Source organism: Paenibacillus sp. W4I10, from assembly GCF_030816325.1.
In the GTDB taxonomy this organism is placed as follows: Bacteria; Bacillota; Bacilli; order Paenibacillales; family Paenibacillaceae; genus Paenibacillus; species Paenibacillus amylolyticus_B.
This window is the reverse complement of sequence record NZ_JAUSXX010000001.1, coordinates 2,331,890-2,352,722: the sequence shown is the minus strand read 5'-3', so window position 1 is coordinate 2,352,722 and position 20,833 is coordinate 2,331,890. Positions and strand designations below refer to the sequence as shown.

16 protein-coding genes and 1 pseudogene are annotated in these 20,833 nt (G+C 45.6%); 15 read left to right on the top strand and 2 right to left on the bottom strand.

Going from position 1 to position 20,833, the window contains the following annotated elements; all coding sequences use genetic code 11:
• Positions 1–27: 27 nt before the first annotated feature.
• The 12 genes and pseudogenes from QF049_RS10310 (at position 28) to QF049_RS10255 (ending at position 14,793) form a co-directional block, all read left to right on the top strand.
• Positions 28–1,341: a hypothetical protein gene (locus QF049_RS10310; RefSeq protein ID WP_307537133.1), complete on the top strand. Its 1,314-nt coding sequence runs from the start codon at positions 28–30 to the stop codon at positions 1,339–1,341.
• A gap of 334 nt (positions 1,342–1,675) precedes the next feature.
• The gene (locus QF049_RS10305; protein WP_307537131.1) at positions 1,676–2,779 is read left to right on the top strand and encodes an NADH:flavin oxidoreductase; all 1,104 of its coding nucleotides are present in this window, start codon (positions 1,676–1,678) and stop codon (positions 2,777–2,779) included.
• A gap of 401 nt (positions 2,780–3,180) precedes the next feature.
• Entirely contained in the window at positions 3,181–4,521 is a 1,341-nt protein-coding gene (nagZ, locus tag QF049_RS10300) for a beta-N-acetylhexosaminidase (protein ID WP_307537129.1), read from the top strand.
• Positions 4,522–4,562: 41 nt separating this feature from the next.
• Positions 4,563–5,267 carry a response regulator transcription factor gene (locus QF049_RS10295; protein WP_124114365.1) on the top strand — a complete coding sequence of 235 codons (705 nt, stop codon included), beginning with the start codon at positions 4,563–4,565 and terminating at the stop codon, positions 5,265–5,267.
• Positions 5,264–6,247: a sensor histidine kinase gene (locus QF049_RS10290; RefSeq protein WP_307537126.1), complete on the top strand. Its 984-nt coding sequence runs from the start codon at positions 5,264–5,266 to the stop codon at positions 6,245–6,247. Before QF049_RS10295 ends, QF049_RS10290 begins: the two co-directional genes overlap by 4 nt.
• Before the next feature lie 305 nt (positions 6,248–6,552).
• On the top strand, positions 6,553–7,323 hold the full coding sequence (locus QF049_RS10285) for an ABC transporter ATP-binding protein (RefSeq protein ID WP_307537123.1): 771 nt from the start codon (positions 6,553–6,555) through the stop codon (positions 7,321–7,323).
• Positions 7,298–9,256, top strand: a complete 1,959-nt coding sequence (locus tag QF049_RS10280) for an FtsX-like permease family protein (RefSeq protein WP_307537120.1) — start codon at positions 7,298–7,300, stop codon at positions 9,254–9,256. Before QF049_RS10285 ends, QF049_RS10280 begins: the two co-directional genes overlap by 26 nt.
• Positions 9,257–9,429: 173 nt before the next feature.
• Positions 9,430–10,874: pseudogene (locus QF049_RS10275) on the top strand (4-hydroxyphenylacetate 3-hydroxylase family protein).
• Positions 10,875–11,108: 234 nt separating this feature from the next.
• Entirely contained in the window at positions 11,109–11,816 is a 708-nt protein-coding gene (locus QF049_RS10270; protein ID WP_307537118.1) for a response regulator transcription factor, read from the top strand.
• Positions 11,817–11,829: 13 nt separating this feature from the next.
• Positions 11,830–13,251 carry a sensor histidine kinase gene (locus QF049_RS10265; protein ID WP_307537116.1) on the top strand — a complete coding sequence of 474 codons (1,422 nt, stop codon included), beginning with the start codon at positions 11,830–11,832 and terminating at the stop codon, positions 13,249–13,251.
• 35 nt (positions 13,252–13,286) lie between these two features.
• Positions 13,287–14,366, top strand: a complete 1,080-nt coding sequence (locus tag QF049_RS10260; protein WP_074094838.1) for an AI-2E family transporter — start codon at positions 13,287–13,289, stop codon at positions 14,364–14,366.
• A gap of 28 nt (positions 14,367–14,394) precedes the next feature.
• Positions 14,395–14,793: an Asp23/Gls24 family envelope stress response protein gene (locus tag QF049_RS10255; protein ID WP_074094839.1), complete on the top strand. Its 399-nt coding sequence runs from the start codon at positions 14,395–14,397 to the stop codon at positions 14,791–14,793.
• Positions 14,794–14,862: 69 nt separating this feature from the next.
• On the opposite strand, the gene QF049_RS10250 is transcribed toward QF049_RS10255, so the two are convergent.
• Positions 14,863–15,696: an AraC family transcriptional regulator gene (locus QF049_RS10250; RefSeq protein ID WP_307537109.1), complete on the bottom strand. Its 834-nt coding sequence runs from the start codon at positions 15,694–15,696 to the stop codon at positions 14,863–14,865.
• 212 nt (positions 15,697–15,908) lie between these two features.
• On the opposite strand from QF049_RS10250, the gene QF049_RS10245 reads away from it, so the two are divergent.
• The 3 genes from QF049_RS10245 to QF049_RS10235 all read left to right on the top strand — a co-directional run bounded on the left by QF049_RS10245 (position 15,909) and on the right by QF049_RS10235 (position 20,136).
• Entirely contained in the window at positions 15,909–16,913 is a 1,005-nt protein-coding gene (locus tag QF049_RS10245; RefSeq protein WP_307537107.1) for an aldo/keto reductase, read from the top strand.
• A 321-nt stretch (positions 16,914–17,234) separates the two neighbouring features.
• Complete coding sequence (locus tag QF049_RS10240; protein ID WP_307543181.1) at positions 17,235–18,776, top strand: acetate--CoA ligase; 1,542 nt, start codon at positions 17,235–17,237, stop codon at positions 18,774–18,776.
• A 115-nt stretch (positions 18,777–18,891) separates the two neighbouring features.
• Complete coding sequence (locus tag QF049_RS10235; protein ID WP_124114386.1) at positions 18,892–20,136, top strand: aminopeptidase; 1,245 nt, start codon at positions 18,892–18,894, stop codon at positions 20,134–20,136.
• An 88-nt stretch (positions 20,137–20,224) separates the two neighbouring features.
• Here the strand turns inward: QF049_RS10235 and QF049_RS10230 are convergent, their stop codons facing one another.
• Positions 20,225–20,683: an AraC family transcriptional regulator gene (locus QF049_RS10230; RefSeq protein WP_307537104.1), complete on the bottom strand. Its 459-nt coding sequence runs from the start codon at positions 20,681–20,683 to the stop codon at positions 20,225–20,227.
• Positions 20,684–20,833 lie beyond the last annotated feature (150 nt).

The following is a 20,833-nucleotide window of genomic DNA, read 5'->3' as shown; positions in this document are numbered from 1 at the left end:
GATGAAAAAATGAAGGAGGAAGCGGACATGCAGAGACATACAAAATGGACAGCCGTAATTTTGACCATTGTCGCAGGAATGAGCTGGATGCTTATGGGAAACTCCAAGCCGAAAAACACCACGTCAACGAGTCAACCCCCTGCGACGGAACGTAGGCTTGCCAAGGTGTCGAATGCACCGATCAGTTCAGCGGATGTAACATCGAAGATCGAACTGCTAGGCAGACCTTTTACCAAAACACCATATGCTAATAACGTCTGGGACATGCAACTGTACAACGGCAAGATATATTTGGGCCACGGGAACAGTAGCAATCTGGGCGTAGCTCCAAATTCAGGTCCTATTCCAGTTATTTATTATGATACAGCGAATGCAAAATTTAAGACCCAGTCGGTGACTAACAGCAACCCGGGCATCTTGCCATCAACGAAGATGTATGTGGATGAGGAGCAGATTGACATTTACAGAGTGCTGAACGACAAGTTATATATTCCTGGCAATGATTCGGATAGTGAGAAGTGGGAACTGGGCAATTTCTATCGTCTGGATGGAGAGGTATGGACCAAATATCGCAATCTGCCGCTCGGTGTACACGTATACGATTTGGCATCTTATCAGGGCAAGATGTTTGCCGCGCTGGGGACAGATTCCAAACCAACGATATTAATCTCTCATAATGAAGGTGAAACTTGGCAGAAATATGCGACGATCAATACGTTTGGCTTCCGGGCCTATACCATGTTCCATCTTAATGGCAAGTTATATGCATCTGGCATGATGTATCCTGCCAATAAAATATGGAATGACAAAACCAATATCCTGGAGATTAACGAAAATCTTGAGAAACGGGATGTTGTCATCTATGGCAGCAAAATGCTGCCTGGACTAACCTATCAAACGGGCACGATTCCTTATAATAAAATAGGCAAAAATGTTAACTTCAATAACAAGTTGCTCTATATAGCGGGAGGCGTGTTCAATGATGGGCAGCTGCTGCCCAAATCTTTGAATGTCATGACCGACATTAATCAGGCAAGACGTGTTAATCTGCCAGATGCCAAGGCGCTCCCAACCGATGTGCTGTTGCGTGATGGCAAGGTGTATGTGCTTACGTATACTCGCCAAAGTGCCAATCTGTATATCAATCGGGTCTACCAATCCACGGATCTGACCACATGGAATGAGATTTTACGTTTTAATCAGGACACGTATGCCAAGTCATTTGAAGAGAACGAGGGTGACTTCTACTTTGGTCTTGGTACTGATCCCGATGTGTTATCGACTTCGTCAGGGAAATTGCTTCGAGTGAATCGCAATAATATCCCCGTGAATGCTAATTAAATCGGAAGGAAGATTATGGATTATATACTATGCTACATCCACATTATTGGTGACCGGGAAAATACCTTAAGATGCAGTAGAGTGCATGTCAGACTGCTTCGGTAGTGTGATCAAACAGAGGCTGCCGTTAAGGTAGCTTTCTTTTTTTATGTAAAAGATTAGTATGAACGACTAACTTCGAAAATTTGAAAATAAAATTAAGAAACTATAAAATGGATAGAGAAATAACCTTAAACCAGTCAACTGGATTACAAATGTTATGATATACAAAAGCATGTCGCATTTCACATGAATGCGGAGTTCCATACTTCCAATTGCAAAGGAGCAATATACGATGAACGTACCTTCAGCATTATTTAAACCTTTCACCTCGGACAAGCTAACCTTGTCTAATCGAATCGTTATGGCCCCCATGACTCGCGGATTCTCACCAGAGGGCGTACCTGGACCGGAAGTTGCTGAATACTACCGTCGAAGAGCAGCAGGCGGAGTGGGACTTATCATTACGGAAGGTACAGGCATCAATCATCCTTCTTCGGTCAGCGGAGCGAGTATACCATTGTTCCATGGTGAAGATTCGTTGCAAGGATGGGCTAATGTAGTGAAAGCAGTGCATGAAGCGGGTGGCAAAATCATGCCTCAATTGTGGCATGTGGGTACAGCACGTCGTTCCGGTGACTTGCCTAACGCAGAAGCTGAGCCTGTAAGTCCGTCAGGGGTTAGCATGGCGGGTGAACCATCACGCGAACCATTAATGGAAGAGGAGATTCAAGGTCTTGTACAGGCATATGCCCAAGCGGCAGCGGATGCACAGCGAATCGGGTTTGACGGCATTGAACTGCACGGAGCCCATGGATACCTGATTGACCAATTCTTCTGGGAGCAGACGAATCGACGGACCGACAATTATGGTGGTGATTTGGTACTGCGAACCCAATTTGCGGTTGAAGTGATTGAAGCTTGTCGTGCGGCGGTTGGTCCTGATTTCCCAATTGTGCTCCGGTTCTCCCAATGGAAGATGGGGAATTATGAGGCACGTCTGGTGGAGACGCCAGAACAATTGGAGCAATTCCTGGCACCACTCAGTGCTGCTGGCGTGGATATATTCCATTGCTCTACACGCCGGTTCTGGTTACCGGAATTCGAAGGATCTGAGCTGAATCTCGCGGGTTGGACGCAAAAAATTACTGGCAAACCAGCTATTTCAGTTGGATCGGTAGGTCTTGAAGCTGAATTTGTAGATAGAGCAACCGAGAACCAGGGAACAGGCGATGCCCATTTGGATCTATTAAATGAGAAGTTGGAGAACAATGAATTTGACTTGATCGCCTTGGGTCGTGTTCTGCTTAGTGATCCCGAATGGCCTGCCAAAGTTCGTGAAGGTCGCATATCCGAAATCATTCCATTTACAACGGAAGTGTTGCAAACACTCCATTAATAGAAGCCTAAGAACGTTTGGTGAAAGGTGAACCAACACTGAACGGCAAGGATTTACAACGAAAAGTAAAACAAAAACGAACAAATAGGCCGCCTTTGGGCGGCTTTTTGAGCTACCTATACTAATAATTTCAACATATGAAAAATTCACAATAGAAAAGCATTTTCCGCACCGCTGCACCTGTTTATTAATCCCATACATCACACACACGCGCATAGTCACAACACCATTGAAGTTCCACATCTCAGGTTCTATAGCAACCATTTTTTTCGCTGCATATATGTCAGCACAACGATTCAATCCTCAGAAGCGCTCATTTTGAAAATCATTCACCTTGTGATAAGGTTAGGCCTGAACCTGTGAATTGCCAAGATGACATTACATAAGGAGGATGAATATCCTTGTACAACTATAGTTACACCTCGAACAATAAATGGAGAAAACCACTGCATATGATGTGTCTTCTGCTGGGGATCGTTCTGCTTATATCGGCATGTGGCCAAGCACAAAAACCTTCCTCCGCAACGGACTCGAATACCGGCTCCAACGCTGGCTCCAACTCAGGGCAATCTTCCTCATCGCCGGAGCAGAATACCGCTCCACCGCAGGAAGAAGTGCAAGAGGAACCGCAAGAAGAAGTCGATCCGGTGCAGGAGCAGCTCAGTTCATTAACGTTAGAAGAGAAGATTGGACAGATGATACTGGCCGGTGTTCAGGGGACAATGTTGGATGATCAAGCCAAACAGATGATTACGAATCAAAAGGTAGGGGGCATTATTTTCTATGCCAACAATGTATCAACACTAGAGGGAACAGCCAAGTTTGTACAATCCATCAAGGAAGCAAATCAGTCCAACCCGGTACCGATCTTCATGAGTGTGGATCAGGAGGGCGGCAAAGTCAGTCGTATGCCGGAGACGGTAGAATCCATTCCTTCCAGTAAAAAAGTAGGCGAGACGAAAGATAGCGCACTTGCTGAAACGATGGGTGAATTGTTGGCGAGACAAGTTCAACTTGCGGGTTTTAATGTGGACTTTGCTCCTGTGCTGGATGTGAACAGTAACCCGAAGAACCCGGTGATTGGAGATCGTTCATTCGGCAGCTCGGCAGAACTGGTGTCACGTATGGGGATTGCAGAGATGAAGGGACTACGTAGTGAAGGCATTATTCCGGTAGTGAAACATTTTCCGGGTCATGGGGATACGTCCGTGGACTCCCATCTTGATCTGCCTGTTGTGAACAAAACGGAAAAACAACTGGCTGAGCTTGAATGGATTCCGTTCCAGGCCGCAGTGAAGGAGCAGGTAGAGGCGGTCATGGTTGCACACATTTTGTTCCCGAAGCTGGATCCAGATCATCCAGCCTCCTTGTCGGATGTCATTATTGGTGAACATTTGCGTGGGAAGTTCAAATATGATGGTGTGGTCATCACAGATGACCTGAGTATGGGTGCAATCGCGAAGAACTTCAAGTTGGACCAGGCAGCCCTGGCAACGGTTAAAGCAGGAAGTGACATTCTGTTGGTAGCTCACAGTTATGAGAGTGCCAAGACGATTTTTGATACGCTAATAAGTGCAGTGAAGTCAGATGAGATCTCTGAGTCTCGAATTGATGAAAGTGTATATCGTATCCTGGCGTTGAAGCAACAATACAAGTTATCCGATAATCAGAAAGCTTCTGGAGACCTGAAGCAATTGAATGCAGATATTGTGGATTGGCGTAAGCAAATCGATGCTAGATAATAAATCCTGTGTTATGATTTTGCCAGAGGTGAGATCCAATAATGTATACCATTATGATAATAGAGGACGATCCCAAGATTGCGGGATTATTGAAATCACATATTGAACGCTACGGGGACCGGGCCGTTCTGGTCGAGGATTTTGAGATGATTGTGCAACAGTTTGAGCAGGTACAGCCACATGTGGTACTTCTGGATATCAACTTGCCCAGTTACGATGGTTTCTATTGGTGCCGCCAGATTCGTACGCTGTCCACATGCCCCATTTTGTTTATCTCCGCGCGGAGTGGGAAGATGGATCAGGTCATGGCACTGGAGAACGGGGCGGATGATTATATCACGAAGCCATTTGAGCATGAGATTGTTATAGCGAAAATTCGCAGTCAGCTGCGCCGGGTATATGGGGACTATGCTGCACGTGATGAAGAACGCAAGGTGGAACTGGACGGCTTGGTCGTGTACTTGGAAAGACTGGAGATTCAGCTTGGTGATCGCAAAGTGCAGCTGACGAAGAAGGAAACGATCCTGCTGGAAACGTTACTGCGCCGCAGTCCAAAGCTTGTGAGCAGAGAGACAATCTTGGAGAAGCTGTGGGATGACTCTTTTGTGGATGACAATACACTCAGCGTTAACGTTACTCGGGTGCGTAAACGATTAGCCGAGCTTGGTATTACGGATGCACTGGAAACGGTCAGAGGTTCTGGTTACCGATTGAACAATACCTGGAAGGCCTCTTCACCAGCATGAGATTGTTTATACGAGAACATCTCGCTTTAACTTGCTGGGTTGTTGCCATCTTGTTCACCGTTGTTGCAGTGTTCTGGTATGACGGTTACAACGATTGGGTCACGGCTGCTTATGCCGTAACGTTGGGATTATTTTTATACATCGGATATTTGGTGTATCGTTATTATTCACATCGCTCCTTTTATACCCGGATGTCACGATCGATGGATTCGCTGAAGGAATTTGTACCATTGAACGAAACAAGTCCTTTATCACTGGCGCTGGAGAAGCTGCTGGATTCACAATACGGACAGTACCATGCTCATCTCCATCGGCTGGAACAACGGCAGCAAGAATATCTGACATTCATGAACCAGTGGGTCCATCAGATGAAGACACCATTATCCGTCATTGAGTTGACGGTGGAGGATCAGGAAGATGACGATCCCAGGCTTATAAGCATTCGCGAGGAAGCGGACCAGATGAGACGGGGATTGGAAACGGTGTTGTATGTGGCACGCTTGGATACTTTCGAGCAGGATTTCAGTGTTGAACCAGTGGTATTGAAGAACGCTGGCGAAGAGGCGATCCATGAACTGAAGCGATTCTTCATCCGCAATCACGTCTATCCAGAGATGCATATTGATTCTACGCTGGTTGTGCAGTCCGACGCCAAGTGGATTCGTTTTGTCTTGGTACAGTTACTGTCGAACGCAATCAAGTACTCCGCGGGCAGCGGGCAAAAGATCTATGTGCGTGCATATGAAGAAGAACGCTCTATCATGCTGGAAGTGCAGGATCAGGGCATCGGAATTCCGAAGTCTGATCTAAACCGGGTATTCCAACCTTTCTTCACCGGGGAGAACGGGCGGCATTTCAAAGAGTCCACAGGCATGGGGCTGTATATTGCCAAAGAAGTGTTAACGCGGATGAATCATCGGATTGATCTTGAATCTGTGTACGGCGAAGGAACGACCGTCCGAATCACATTCAGCTCCTGAAGTGACAGATTGAGGTAAGATTGGGCCGTGAGGTGTGTATTTTTGTTGAAAAAGTGTGAGTGGGGCATGAATTACAGTGTAAGTATAGACGTCTATTGCCTGATCGGGGCGAAGGCGTCTTTTTGATTTTCATGATGCAACCTTACAACATTGTCATGTTGGTGAAAGGTTAAACCATAGGAGAATGGCCGAAACTTCGATAGACTGTAGTCAGAAGATCAAAGGAAAGGCGTCGCATAATATGCATGCACACTGCATGGATGTAGTTTGATTTAAATTTTATACATGACTAAGGAGTTGTAACTATGGAGATTTGTTCTGTCAAACAGATCAGCAAAATCTATAAAGGGATCGTATCGTATGAAGCATTATCAGGTATTGACCTCAGTATCCAGGAAGGAGAGTTTGTCGGTATTATGGGACCATCCGGCAGTGGTAAAACCACCTTGCTGAACATGATCTCTACCATTGATCATCCAACATCAGGAGAAATACGGATTGCAGGAAAGAATCCGTTTGAATTGAATCAGGATGAACTCGCGCTGTTCCGGCGTAAAGAACTGGGATTTGTATTCCAGTCCTTCAATCTGTTGAACACACTGACGGTCAAGGAAAACATTGTTCTGCCACTGACTCTTGACGGTGTTTCGCTAGCAGAGATGAACACACGTGTGGAACAGCTGGCAAGCAAGCTGGGGATCGAGGGTATTCTGAACAAACGGACATATGAGATATCAGGAGGACAGGCACAGCGTACGGCCATTGCCAGAGCGCTGATCCATTCCCCGAAGCTGATTCTGGCCGATGAGCCAACAGGCAACCTGGATTCGAAGGCGGCAAGAGATGTCATGGAGATTCTCGAAACACGCAATCAGGAGGATCAGGCTACGATGCTGCTGGTCACTCATGATGCAGTAGCTGCAAGTTATTGCAGTCGGGTTGTCTTTATCAAGGATGGCAAACTGTATAATGAAATTCACTACGGCGATAATCGAGCAGCCTTTTACCAGAAGATTATTAATGTATTATCCCTAATGGGAGGGTCCGGACATGAATTTTCGCCAGTTCGCCATTAATAACGTTGTTCGCAACAAACGAATTTATCTGGCTCATTTTCTGAGCAGTACGTTTTCCGTCATGATCTTCTTCATCTATGCATTGCTCCTGTTCCATCCCGATCTCAAAGACGGTTTGAAGGGATCAAGTGGTACAGTTACTTTGCTTGCTAATCAGGGGTTTATGATTGCAGAGGTTATTATATTCATCTTTTCATTCCTGTTCCTTCTCTATTCCGTTGGTTCATTTCTCAAGACGCGTAAGAAGGAATTTGGTATTTTCCTGATCATTGGCATGACACGCAAACAGATGAACAGACTTCTGTTTATGGAGAACATGTGTATTGGAGTCGCTTCTATTATTACCGGTATCGGACTCGGGCTTATTTTCGGAAAATTGATTCTGCTCATCTGTGGCTCCATGCTGGCTGTTGAGGACAGTCTTCGGTTCTATTTTCCGCTGAAAGGCATTGCCCTGACGGCTGGTGCATTTCTGCTGCTGTTTGTTGTGATCGCGATGTCATCATCCTTGCTCATCCGCAAAGGAACTCTCATTGACCTTGTGAAATCAGAGGAAAAACCGAAACCGGAACCCAAAGCATCGCGTCTACTCGCCTTGTTATCGGTATTGTTAATTGGCGGGGGTTATGCAGGAGTATTCACTTTTGTATGGATAAGCTTCTCCTTTCCGTTATTACTCGCAAGTGTCGTGGTAGTTATTGCAGGTACGTACTTTCTGTTCACACAGCTCAGTGTATACATCATTCGGGCACTGAAAAGAAATCCAAGGTTGTTTTTCCGTAAAACCAATCTGCTCTTCCTATCTGAACTTACCTATCGAATGAAAGATAACGCCATCATGTTTTTCATGGTAAGTATCATTTCAGCTTCTTCATTTACTGGAATTGGCACCATGCTCGCGATTGCTGACCCGGGGTTGTCGTCGATGTCGAATCCGTACGCATTCAGTTATATGAATTCATGGGATACTCCCCAGTCAGAGCGACATATTCGGCAGATTGAAGAAACGTTGATTGATAATCAAGTTCCCTACGTGAAGGGCAGTTATGCTCCTATAGGTGAAAATAATAATGGGAAGATTATCAAACTAAGTGATTATAACCGTCTTGCGAAGGCACTGGGGTATGAAGAACGTACGTTGAAACAGATCGATGAGTCATTTATGACACCAAGCAATTTGGCGATTCGCAAGGAGTACCGTGAACAGGTTGAACAAGGAGTCTCGGGAGGAAAGGTCAATCTGGAGGTTGATAATCAGCGTGTACCTGTCCAGCTATCGACACCTGGTACTGAGATTGTGATTCCTTTTCAATATGAAATTTATCTCTACGTCGTAACCGACGAATTGTTTAATAAGATGAGACCAGCGTACAACGAGGAAGTAGGCATGCCTGAAGGTTTCTATTCGAGTCGAACGATACAATTTATCGTTAAAGATTGGATGGGTACACGCAGCTTTGCTCCTGAATTGATCAAATCCATTCAAGATGATCATTCGGACAAAGGTTATTACGAGGTCAGCGCGCTTGTGGTGGACTGGCTTAATTCCAAGCAGACCAATGGCATCATTCTAATTTTGAGCGGTCTGATTGGCATTGTTTTCTTCACCTTTGCAGCAAGTTTCACGTATTTCAGACTTTACGCAGATCTAGAACGGGATGAAGCGCAGTATCGCATGATTGGCAAAATGGGACTGAGTCGTCCCGAACTCCGTAAGATCGTAACAAGGCAGCTATTGCTTATGTTCTTCCTGCCGATTCTGGTGGCGGTCATCCACAGTTCGGTTGCCTTTGTGGCGTTGCAGCAACTGGTTGATTTTTCGGTCTTCGGATACAGCCTGCGCATCTTCTTGGTGTTTGCTTCCATGCAGATTTTGTATTTTGCACTCGTGCGCTGGCGGTATCTGCGTCACATGTATTCCAAATTAGTCTAAAATAGCATAGCCCAACAGACACCGGACTCATCGCTCGGTGTCTGTTGACTTTTCTAGCTAAGGCACAGTACTATTTCATTAGATACAGAATGTATCATTACATAGTTTCTCAAGCAGTTAGAAGGATGGAGTTACAGAAATGTCAGGCCGGTGCCTGAGAGGGAGGACATATCATGAGTATCACGATGTCTCGTGGACAAGCTTACATTCAACGTTTGAATGATGAGCGGAATGTATGGCTGGACGGAGAGCGTATCCAGGTAACTGGGCATCAGGCCTTTCAGGGAACACTTCAAACCATTGAAGGATTGTTCAATCTGGTGGATGACCCGGAGACAAGGGAAACCGTGGCCTATTGGGACGAACAGACGGGAAGTTACGTGCATCGCTCTTTTCTTGTGCCTCGTTCAGTTCCTGACGTGAAGAGCAGGGCGGATGCTTTTCGGCTGTGGGCCGATCGGACGTATGGGGTGATGAGCCGATTGTCTGATTATGCTCGATCCCGGCTGACCGGTTGGTATGCAACACGACATGAGATGACATCACATGACCTGGCATTTGCAGACAAAATATCGGATTATTTTGCACAAGCCAAACGAAAAGATGCATTCCTGACAATTGTCCAGCGTGACCCACAGATTAATCGTTCCTTGCCTGTTGGAGAAGATGAGGATGCCATGCTGCGAATTGTCAAAAGGAATACGGAGGGTGTAGTGATCCGCGGGGCCAAAATGGTGGCAACAGCAGCGCCTTATGCCGATGATATCATTGCTTATCCCGTTCAACGAATTCCGGGCCACCTGCCAGAGCTGTCCCATATGGTCATTGTAGCCGCGGACAGTCCGGGCTTGCACATGATGTGTCGTGAATCTTTTGCCACAAAAGATTCAGATAAATCACATCCACTCAGTGCGCAGTATGATGAGATGGATGCTGTATTATTTTTTGACGATGTATTTGTGCCCTGGGAACGTGTATTGCTGCACAATAACCCTGAAGCCGTATGGCAGATTCGCTGCAATACAGCATCGGCCAGTCTGGCCTACCATCAGAGTGTCATTCGATTACACTCGAAACTGGAATTCATTACAGCTGTGACCTCAGCCATTGCCAAGGAGATTGGGGTGGACTCCTTCCTGAATGTGCAGGAACAACTCGGAGAGCTGATCAGTCAGATGCAGACTATCGAGGGACTGATTATTGCTGCTGAAGCACAGTCCAAGCCGGACGCATTTGGCAACTGGCTGCCAGAATTCAAATATATTGAAACCGCACGTAATCTGGGCAATCGTTATTACCCTCGCGCGGTGGAGATTTTGAAGACCATTGCTGCGGGTGGTCTGATTCAGATTCCTTCAGGTACGTTTGAGATGAATGAAATGGTGGTTCTATGGTAGGCAAATATCTTGGTGGAGTAACGATGCAAGCCCCGGAGAAGATTCGACTCTTTCAACTCGCATGGGAGCTGACCGGAAGTCCACTCGGAGCAAGGCATGATCTATATGAACGTTTCTACGCGGGTGATCCCGTGCGCAATCGGGCGAACCAATATGTGCAGTATGACAAGGAACGTTTATTGGGAAAAGTTGAGCCGTGGCTTCGTTCGCTTAAGGGATGATCTGATGATCTAATACAAATGGTCCGAATGAAGATTGAAAAGCCTGAATGAAGAACGAAAAGCTTGAATGAAGGCTGAAAACAGCCCTATTTTAGTTAATGCCTTGGCCTAAGCCAGGGCTCTATTTCTATTTATTTAGATTATCTTTAGAAATGATTTAGGTTGAATTAAGAGACGTAGTATATAGTAATAATGTAGAGATAGGCATACAGTATAGGAAATGAGAGGAATAACATGAGATACACCGTATTAATTGCAGATGACGAACCAGAGATTGTTGAACTGCTTCAACTCTATCTGGAGAAGGACTATACCATTAAAACTGCGGTGAATGGAGCCGAGGCATTACAATGCATACGTTCAACACAGGTCGATCTGGTCATATTGGACATCATGATGCCTGTAATGGATGGATTGCAGTTGATCAAACAGATCAGAGCCACGCATCACATGCCTGTACTGTTCCTATCCGCCAAAAGTCAGGATCACGATAAAATCCTTGGACTTGGACTTGGGGCAGACGATTATATAGCGAAGCCGTTCAACCCGCTTGAGATTGTTGCCAGAGTAGAGGCGCTGCTCAGAAGAGTTAATCAATTTGATGCAGCGGAGATCCCCAGTGCGAAAGAACAAAATCTGGTATTGGGTGATCTGACACTGGATCGATCCCAATGTATCCTTTTTCGTTCAGGAACACCTGTAACATTGACCTCTACAGAGTATAAAATTATGGAATTGTTGCTTGATCAACCTGGCCGAGTGTTCACCCGTAAAAAAATATACGAAGCGGTCTGGGGCGATTATTATGCGCACGAGGACAGCACCATCATGGTACATATCAGCAACATTCGGGAGAAGATCGAGCGTGACTCCAGACAACCGGAATATCTCAAAACGATAAGGGGACTGGGATACAAAATTGAAGCGCCCATGGAAAGCTAGAGAAAAGCGACTGTTGCAGACATCCCTGACACTGGACTTCTTGCTGTTCAACTTCTTTTTGCTGTTACTGGTACTGATCGTGTACCTTATGGTTTCACTTGATGTCGTGGATTTTCGCATTTCGGATCAGGTGGTTGATCCGGATCTAAATGTTGAAGCCCACGTGTATGTGGCAGAGCTGGAGAACGAATTTTACTCCGGTGGAGGTTCGGTGTCGAAAGGCAAAGACACAGAGATTCAACGTCTCAAGGACAGCGGTGGCTGGATTGAGATTCTGGATGCGAATCGCAACGTCATTCATCATGTGGGAGACAAGCAAGATGCGTTCACACAATACAGTGAAGCTGATCTGTATGATGGACTGGAAAATCGGAGTGACCAGGAATACTATTATTCGATCACTCCTCTCTCGACAGAAGGAGCGGCAGCGTATGTACTGCTCAAAATCCCGCGTGATCTGGTCAGCGTGCGGATTAATGATAATCAGTTGATTACCAATCTGAAACATCCATTATCCTTTTACATTATGATTGGCATCGGTTTGGTTTTATTATTGATCTTTGTCTACAGCTATTGGGTCGCACGGAGAATCAAAAAACCACTCAGCATCCTCTCCTCGGGCCTTACGCAGATGATACAAGGGAATTATAGTACACGGATGTCGATCTCCGCCGAGAGGGAATTTGTCCAGATTGGTGAGACCTTTAACTACATGGCGGACGTCATTGAGAACACCTCTGCGGAGAAACGTTATGCGGAAGAGAGCAAACAGCGACTGATTGTAGACTTATCCCATGATTTGAAGACACCAATAACATCCATACAGGGATACGCGCAGGCATTGGTGGAGGGACGTGGGGAGGACAAGGACAGGCAGCAAAGATATCTGGGATACATCTATAACAAGTCCGTTCAAGTAGCACGCATGATACAGAATATGCTGGAGCTGCTCAAGGTGGATTCGCCCGATTTTCGCATGCATATTCAGAGAAGAGAAATTGGAGAATTCGTGCGCGAGATTATGGCAGATACCTATGGGGAGATTGAACAGAAACAGTTTGTCCTTCATGTACTTGTTCCTGATGAGGTGATCTACGCGAGGTATGATCCGGAGCTGTTATCCAGAGTCATCCAGAATCTGATTACCAATGCTCTGTCTTATAATCCAATCGGGACCGAACTGCGCGTAGAACTCATTCCGCTTCATACCCATGTGGTGATAGAGGTGGCAGATAACGGAGTGGGCATACCACAAGAACTGTGGTCAACGATCTTTGACCCGTTTGTACGAGGGGATGAGGCGCGGACAGCGACTGGAGGCACCGGACTTGGTTTGTCCATCGCACGACGTAATACGGAGAAAATGGGCGGACGGCTGATCCTTTCCCGGCGTGGGCGAGAAACCACCGTGTTTAGCATTGAGATTCCAAATTAAATAAGAGAAGAAATGTCCATGTGGAGGGAAATATTTTGTTCAAAGTAAATACGTTTGTCCGGTTCAGTATTGCACTGGCGCTGATATTGGTTAATATCTATTTATTATCACGTGTAAGCTTCATCTTTCAGCCGCTCGTCACCATGATCACGGTCATTACCGTGCCGATGATGTTGTCGGTGTTCTTTTATTATCTGCTAAGGCCGCTTGTGAATTATATGGAGAAAAAGAAAATAAATCGCACGCTAAGTATTTTGCTAATCTATCTGGTTATTGCTATTCTGGGAGTGTTCTTCATCATTGGTTTATGGCCATCGTTACGTGAGCAACTGTTCAATCTGGTCGATAACGCACCAAGTCTAATTAATTCATTAAGTGAACAGCTGAGAGAGCTGGAGCAAAATGGTGCCATTCAGGCCTTGTTCCCTGAGGGCTCGACACCTTTCTCCCAGATCACGGAGTATATCAACAAAGGATTTAACTTTGTAACCAACTATGTAAGTGGATTTTTCTCACTCGTTTCCAGTTTTGCGATCATCTTGTTTACACTACCGATCCTTTTGTTCTATATGTTGTTACAAGGCGAGAAATTTGGTCGTAAATTGGCACATATCGCTCCAAAACGTTTCCAAAATGACAGCCGTGAAGTCGTAATTGAGATTGATCAGGCGTTGAGTGGTTTTATTGTGGGAAGAGTTTTGGTCAATCTGGCATTGGGTGTACTGATGTATATCGGTTTCTTGATCATTGGACTGCCGTACGCATTACTGCTCACGGTAATTGCGGTCATCATGAACTTTGTTCCGTTTATCGGAGCGATTGTGTCGTCCGTACCTATTGTGATCATGGGTCTCGTGGTATCACCATCGGTTGCCATCTGGTCTCTGATTATTATTCTTGTCGCTCAGCAGATTCAGGACAACCTGGTAGCACCGTACGTATTCGGCAAAAAGCTGGATATTCACCCGCTCACGACCATCATTCTGGTGTTGGGTGCAGGCGACCTGGGTGGAATTATTGCCATCCTGATTATTATCCCGGTTTATATGATCGTTAAAATTCTTTTGGTTCGAATCTATAACATGTTCTTCAAGGACAAATGGCAGAATGCATAGAATTTAATTATTCGAAGGAGTGGAGCACATGTCTGAAATTATCGAAAAACAATACAATGAACCTGAATATATCGCACCTCAATCTGTTCAAATGGGTACCATTCACATCTCGAACGATGTGTTATCCAAGATCGTGGGAATGGCCGCTCAATCAACGGCTGGTGTATCCTCCATGTCCGTTGGACTGACTGAAGGCATTGCCAAGAGCATCAGCGGCAAGAGTCTGCAAAAAGGGATTGACGTACACGTTAAAGACGATCAGGCAACCATCCAGCTGCGCATCAACATTCAATATGGCAACAAGATGCACGAGGTCTGCCGTGAACTTCAACATAATGTTCAACAGGCTGTAGAGCAATTAGCTGGTGTTATGGTCAATGAAATTAAAGTGCAAGTTGTTGGCATATCCATGCCGGAGACGGTATAAACAAATGAAAAGAATGTAAGGAATAACGATTGTAAGGATAAATGATTGGCAAAAACAGCACCTTCCCAATTAGCAACTTAATTGGGAGGGTGCTGTTTTATGTTTGCGGTAATAGGTGGGCGCTTCGCCCATCACTTTTTTGAACATTTTGGAGAAAAGCAAAGGATCCGTATAGCCCACAGAACGGGCAATATCACCAATGGTCAGACCTGGATCAAGGGTCAGTTCGGCTGCCCTGCGCATCCGGTAATGGACCAGATACGATTGGATGCTGCTTCCCATCTGGTCCTTGAAGAGAGAGCACAGGTAACTGCGCTGCAAGCCGACATGAGCCGCGATGGATAGCACTGTAATGGCATTGGCGTAGTTCATTTCAATAAAGTCCATCACCTGTGTTACGTATGTTTCCTTCGAATAATCCTGTATGGGTTGAAGATGCTCTGAATTAGCCTGATCAATCAAAATGGAGAAGAATTGATACAGCAAACCAGTCATGCTGATCTCCCAGCCTTTGTGGGTATGGCGCGAATTAATCATTCGATGCAGACAGGATCGCATCTCGTCATCCTCATTGCCCAGCTCAAAAATCGGGTGATGCTCCGACAGACAAGCTTGCTGTAAAAAGGTTTGGCTATTGCTGCCTTGAAAAGCAACCCAGCTGTATTCCCAGGGATCATCCTGATCTGCTTCGTAATGAACAACAGAATGCGGAACGATCAGAAAACCTTGACCTTTGTGCAGGGTGTACGTTTTGCCACCCACTTCGAAGGTGCCTTTGCCATTCAAAATATAATGAATTTTGTAATAGTCTCTCATGGCAGGGCCAAAGTGATGACCTGGTGTACAGGCTTCCGTGCCATAATGAAGGAGCTGAAGCTCCTGAAAATGATTGCTTTTAAACATATACGTAATCAAGGGTATTCACTCCTGTATGATTCGTCTCATCTTGCATTTTAACATATTAATTAGCTAAAAAGATCAATGATTTAACATTAGTTTGTATAGATAACAGTCATTTTTCCATATGGTTATAGTGAAATGCCATATCGTTTTGCCCGAGAAATGTCTAAGATTAGAAGCAGCAAGGCAAACCCTACAGGAAAGTGAGAATAACAATGCCCTATACTGCGAGTGAACAACGATATGATGAGATGAAATATGTACGTTCCGGTAAATCCGGAATCAGACTGCCGCAAATTGCACTGGGTTTATGGCAGAACTTCGGTGGCAACCGCACGTTGGATATTCAGGAAGAGATGATTTTGCGTGCCTTTGACCTCGGAATTAACCACTTCGATCTGGCGAATAACTATGGTCCCCCTCCAGGATCAGCGGAAGAGAACTTTGGTGTGATTTATAAAAAACATCTGCGTCCTTATCGGGATGAGCTGCTCATCTCCTCAAAAGCTGGCTATCACATGTGGAGTGGACCTTACGGCGAATGGGGTTCCCGTAAAAACCTGATTGCCAGTCTGGATCAAAGTCTCAGCCGGATGGGACTGGGTTATGTGGACATTTTCTATCATCACCGTCCAGATCCGGATACGCCGTTGGAAGAAACGATGACGGCGCTGGATCATATCGTGCGCCAAGGTAAAGCACTGTATGTGGGCTTGTCCAATTATAATGCAGAACAGACACAAGAAGCGGTGACCATTCTCCGTCGTCTGGGTACGCCATGTCTGGTTCATCAGCCAAACTACTCGATGCTGAATCGCTGGATTGAAGACGGTTTGCAGGACGTACTGGATGAGCAGGGCGTAGGTTCCATTGCGTTCTGTCCACTCGGCCGCGGTCAGTTGACCAATAAATATGTCGACAAGATCAAGGAAGAACGCGCCAATCCAACAGGCAATTTGAAAAAAGAAGCATACACAGACGAACGGATTGCCAAGTTCGATGCGCTTCAGGCAGTTGCCGAGCGAAGAGGGCAGACGATCTCCCAACTGGCTCTGAACTGGATTTTGCGTGGTAACCGTGTAACCTCCGCACTAATTGGTGCAAGCCGTGTGTCCCAGATTGAAGAAAACGTGGCTGCCCTCCAGGCACCGGATCTGACAACGGAAGAACTCAATGAGATCGAAAGCATTAAGGACGGAATGGGTAATTATCCGTGGTAATATACACAGTATAGCTGTGTGGAAATTATAGTTAGGTAAAATTAATGTAATATAAATTAAGAATGAAATGGTGCCTACCTGATCAATCAGGAAGGCGCCATTTTGTATATGTCATTTTCTTTATAGGATAAGATCTATTATATTATAATAGTTCATTAATTGACCTATGTTTATTTTTTCAGAATGAACCTAGTTCATAGCACCTGGTCCTAGGATTTAGGGTATAATATATAGAAGCTTTACAATTGAACTACGAAGGAGAGGCTCCATTTGAACTTTGAACAGTGGATTTCGCCTGAAAGCTATAACCTGACATCCGAGATGGAGAATCATCCATCAGACCGGATTGCACTTAGATGGCTCAGCGATCAACGAGAATTGGAAGAGATCACGTATGGTGATTTATTCAAGCAGGCGAATCGTCTTGCTGGAGGTTTGCGTGAACTTGGACTAGAGAAGGGCGATCGGGTGTTGGTCATGGTACCACGCCGTATTATTGCCTATGTCATTTATATTGCTTGTCTGAAACTGGGGATTGCCGTTATTCCTTCCTCCGAGATGTTGCGGGCAAAAGATCTGGAATATCGTCTGCGTCACTCTGAGGCGCGGGCTGTTATTGTATGGTCCGAGACGACCTCGGAAGTGGAAAAGATGGACGCGGATCTGCCGTCACTGGCACATCGCATCGTGGCATCACCGAATGAAGAAGTTGGCGTACCTGCTGAAGGTTGGGTGAATGTGCATCAGTTAATGCAGAATCAACCCGATGAGATGGCTGCGGTGGAGACTCATCGTGATGATACGGCTATCCTTGCTTATACTTCGGGCACAACAGGTAATCCCAAAGGAGTTGTACATAGCCACGGTTGGGGATATGCCCACCTGCGGATCGCTTCTTCATTATGGCTGGATATTCAACCTTCAGATACCGTATGGGCAACGGCTGCACCTGGCTGGCAAAAATGGATCTGGAGCCCGTTCCTGTCGGTACTCGGAAGAGGCGCGACTGGACTGGTCTACAATGGATCTTTCCAGCCCAAGCGTTACCTGGAACTGATGCAGGAACATCAAATTAATGTCCTTTGCTGTACACCAACGGAATATCGGTTGATGGCCAAAGCCGATGATCTAGGACATTATGACCTGTCTCATCTGCGCAGTGCCGTTTCAGCGGGTGAACCGCTCAATCAGGAAGTCATAGAAATCTTCCAGCGTCACTTCGACCTGACTATTCGAGACGGATATGGACAGACCGAGAGCACGTTGTTAATCGGCAGTCTCAAAGACGCTCCTGTACGCATTGGCTCCATGGGTCAGTCGATTACACCTGGATTGATTGAAATCATTGACGAAGACGGACAGCCTGTTCCTGCCGGTGAAGTAGGAGATATCGCGGTACACAAAGAGATGCCAGCTTTGTTCCGGTCCTATTATCAGGATGAGGGACGGAAGGAAGCGAGTCAGCGTGGCGATTATTTTGTAACAGGAGACCGTGCACGTAAAGACGAAGAAGGTTACTTCTGGTTTGAAGGGCGCAGTGACGACATCATCATCAGTTCGGGCTACACGATTGGACCATTCGAAGTGGAAGAAGCACTCATGAAACACGCCAGCGTGAAGGAATGCGCGGTGGTTGCAAGTCCGGATGAGATCCGCGGCAATATTGTCAAAGCTTTTGTCGTGTTGAGAGACGATTCACTGGCTTCACCAGAACTGATGCGTGAATTGCAGCACCATGTCAAAGAAATTACAGCACCTTATAAATATCCACGCAAGATAGAATTTGTTACGGATCTGCCAAAGACCAACTCTGGTAAAATCCGCCGGATCGAACTGCGCGAACAAGAAAAACGTAATGGTTAAATCGTTTTGTATAAATGAAATTTTAGATATTAAGCCTGCGTAGTGAAAGAGAAGGAATCGATTCTGCAGAAGCGAAAGCGGTCGTACAATATATGAAACAGGAGTGAACACAACCATGAGTCAATTTGAACAAACCTTTGAAAAGTCATTGGAACAATACGCAGAACTGGTTGTTAAAGTTGGCGTGAATATTCAAAAAGGACAGGATCTGCTAGTCACTGCTCCCATCGAAACGCTTGAATTCACACGTCTGATTGTGCAAAAAGCCTATGCGGCTGGTGCAAACTATGTACAAGTGGACTTCGATGACGACAACATTACCCGCAGTCGTTTTGAACATGGTTCCAATGACAGCTTTGACTACTATCCAGCGTGGAAAGCGGATATGATGGAAAAGTTTGCGGAAGCAGGCGGCGCTACCCTGACGATCAAAGTTCCAGATCCTGAACTGTATAACGGAATTGACTCCGACAGCGTTTCCCGTGCTACCAAGGCAGCTGCACACGCACGTCGCGGATATGCCAAATACACACGCAACCATGAAATTAGCTGGTGTCTGATCAAGGCCCCGACCAAGGCTTGGGCGAAAAAAGTATTTGCCGACATCCCGGAAGAAGACCGAATCAACGTGATGTGGGAAACCATCTTCAAAATGAACCGTGTAGATGGCGGAGACGCCGTACAAAATTGGAGAGAACATCTGGATACCCTGAATACCATGAGTGATCTCCTGAACAAAAAGAACTATAAGAGCCTGCACTACCGTGCGCCAGGTACAGACTTGAAAATTGAATTGGTCCACAACCACATCTGGGGTGGCGGTGGTAGCGAAAATAAACAAGGCGTGTACACGGTCGCCAATATGCCAACTGAAGAAGTATTCACCATGCCTAAACGCAGTGGAGTGAATGGATATGTCAGCAGTACCATGCCTTTGAACCTGAACGGGCAACTAGTAGACCAAATGAGAATCACATTCAAGGATGGACAGGTTGTAGCATTTACGGCAGCATCCGGTGAAGAACATTTGAAGAACCTGTTTGCCACCGATGAAGGTGCACGTTATCTGGGAGAGGTCGCACTAGTACCACATGACTCTCCAATCTCCAACCTGAATCGTATTTTCTACAATACGGGTATTGATGAAAATGCATCTTGCCACTTGGCTGTGGGAAGTGCGTATCCATTCAACATGAAAGATGGCACAACCATGTCGAATGAAGAGTTACTGAAGCATGAGTGCAATGTGAGCTTGACTCACGTTGATTTCATGATCGGTTCCGCTGAGCTGGATATCGATGGTGAGTTACAGGATGGTACAATCGAGCCGGTATTCCGTAAAGGCAACTGGGCATTTTAAACTCTAATCTAGTTAGAAGCAGTAATAGTGCTTAACGAGAAAGTGACTTCAACCTGAAGTCACTTTTTTTGTTTGCTCGTATCGCGAATTACACAGGTCTTACAGGCACACATATTTCACAATAATGCTGATTAAGCAGTTCCCAACGATATCTTTCTATAACCGGCTTGTTGTCCATCCGATAACCACTTGTTTGTAAATGAGGGATGATCATATTCCATGCCTGCTGAATAGCTTCTGCCGTATGTCTCACCTTGCAGATGAGATAATCTCCGCCTAATAACTCACCAATCTCAACCAACTCATCTTCCAGACGTTCAGATTCAGTAACAACAATAGAGGCATCATATCTGCAGTTCTGAGGAGGTGTGCTCGCCGGGTCATCCTGGGGAATACCGAATAAAATTGCTGCTTCATTAAGCAGTTGGTTTTTGTCTGCCCATTGTTTCAGCGTATTCATCGCTTGAGCATTGGCTGGACCGTAAGGACCAACCTGTCGAACATAGGCGATACGATATGACGGGAGGTTTTCGATATACATTTCCATGAAAATCATCCTCTCTGTACGATTTCTCTTACATGTTGGATGTTAACATGGTATAAAAGAATTTGCTTAGGTAATTGTTGAATCCCGGCGACGAAACTCATAGAATAGTGATAATATGTTGGAAGACTGTTCCAATAGAGCAAAACGAGA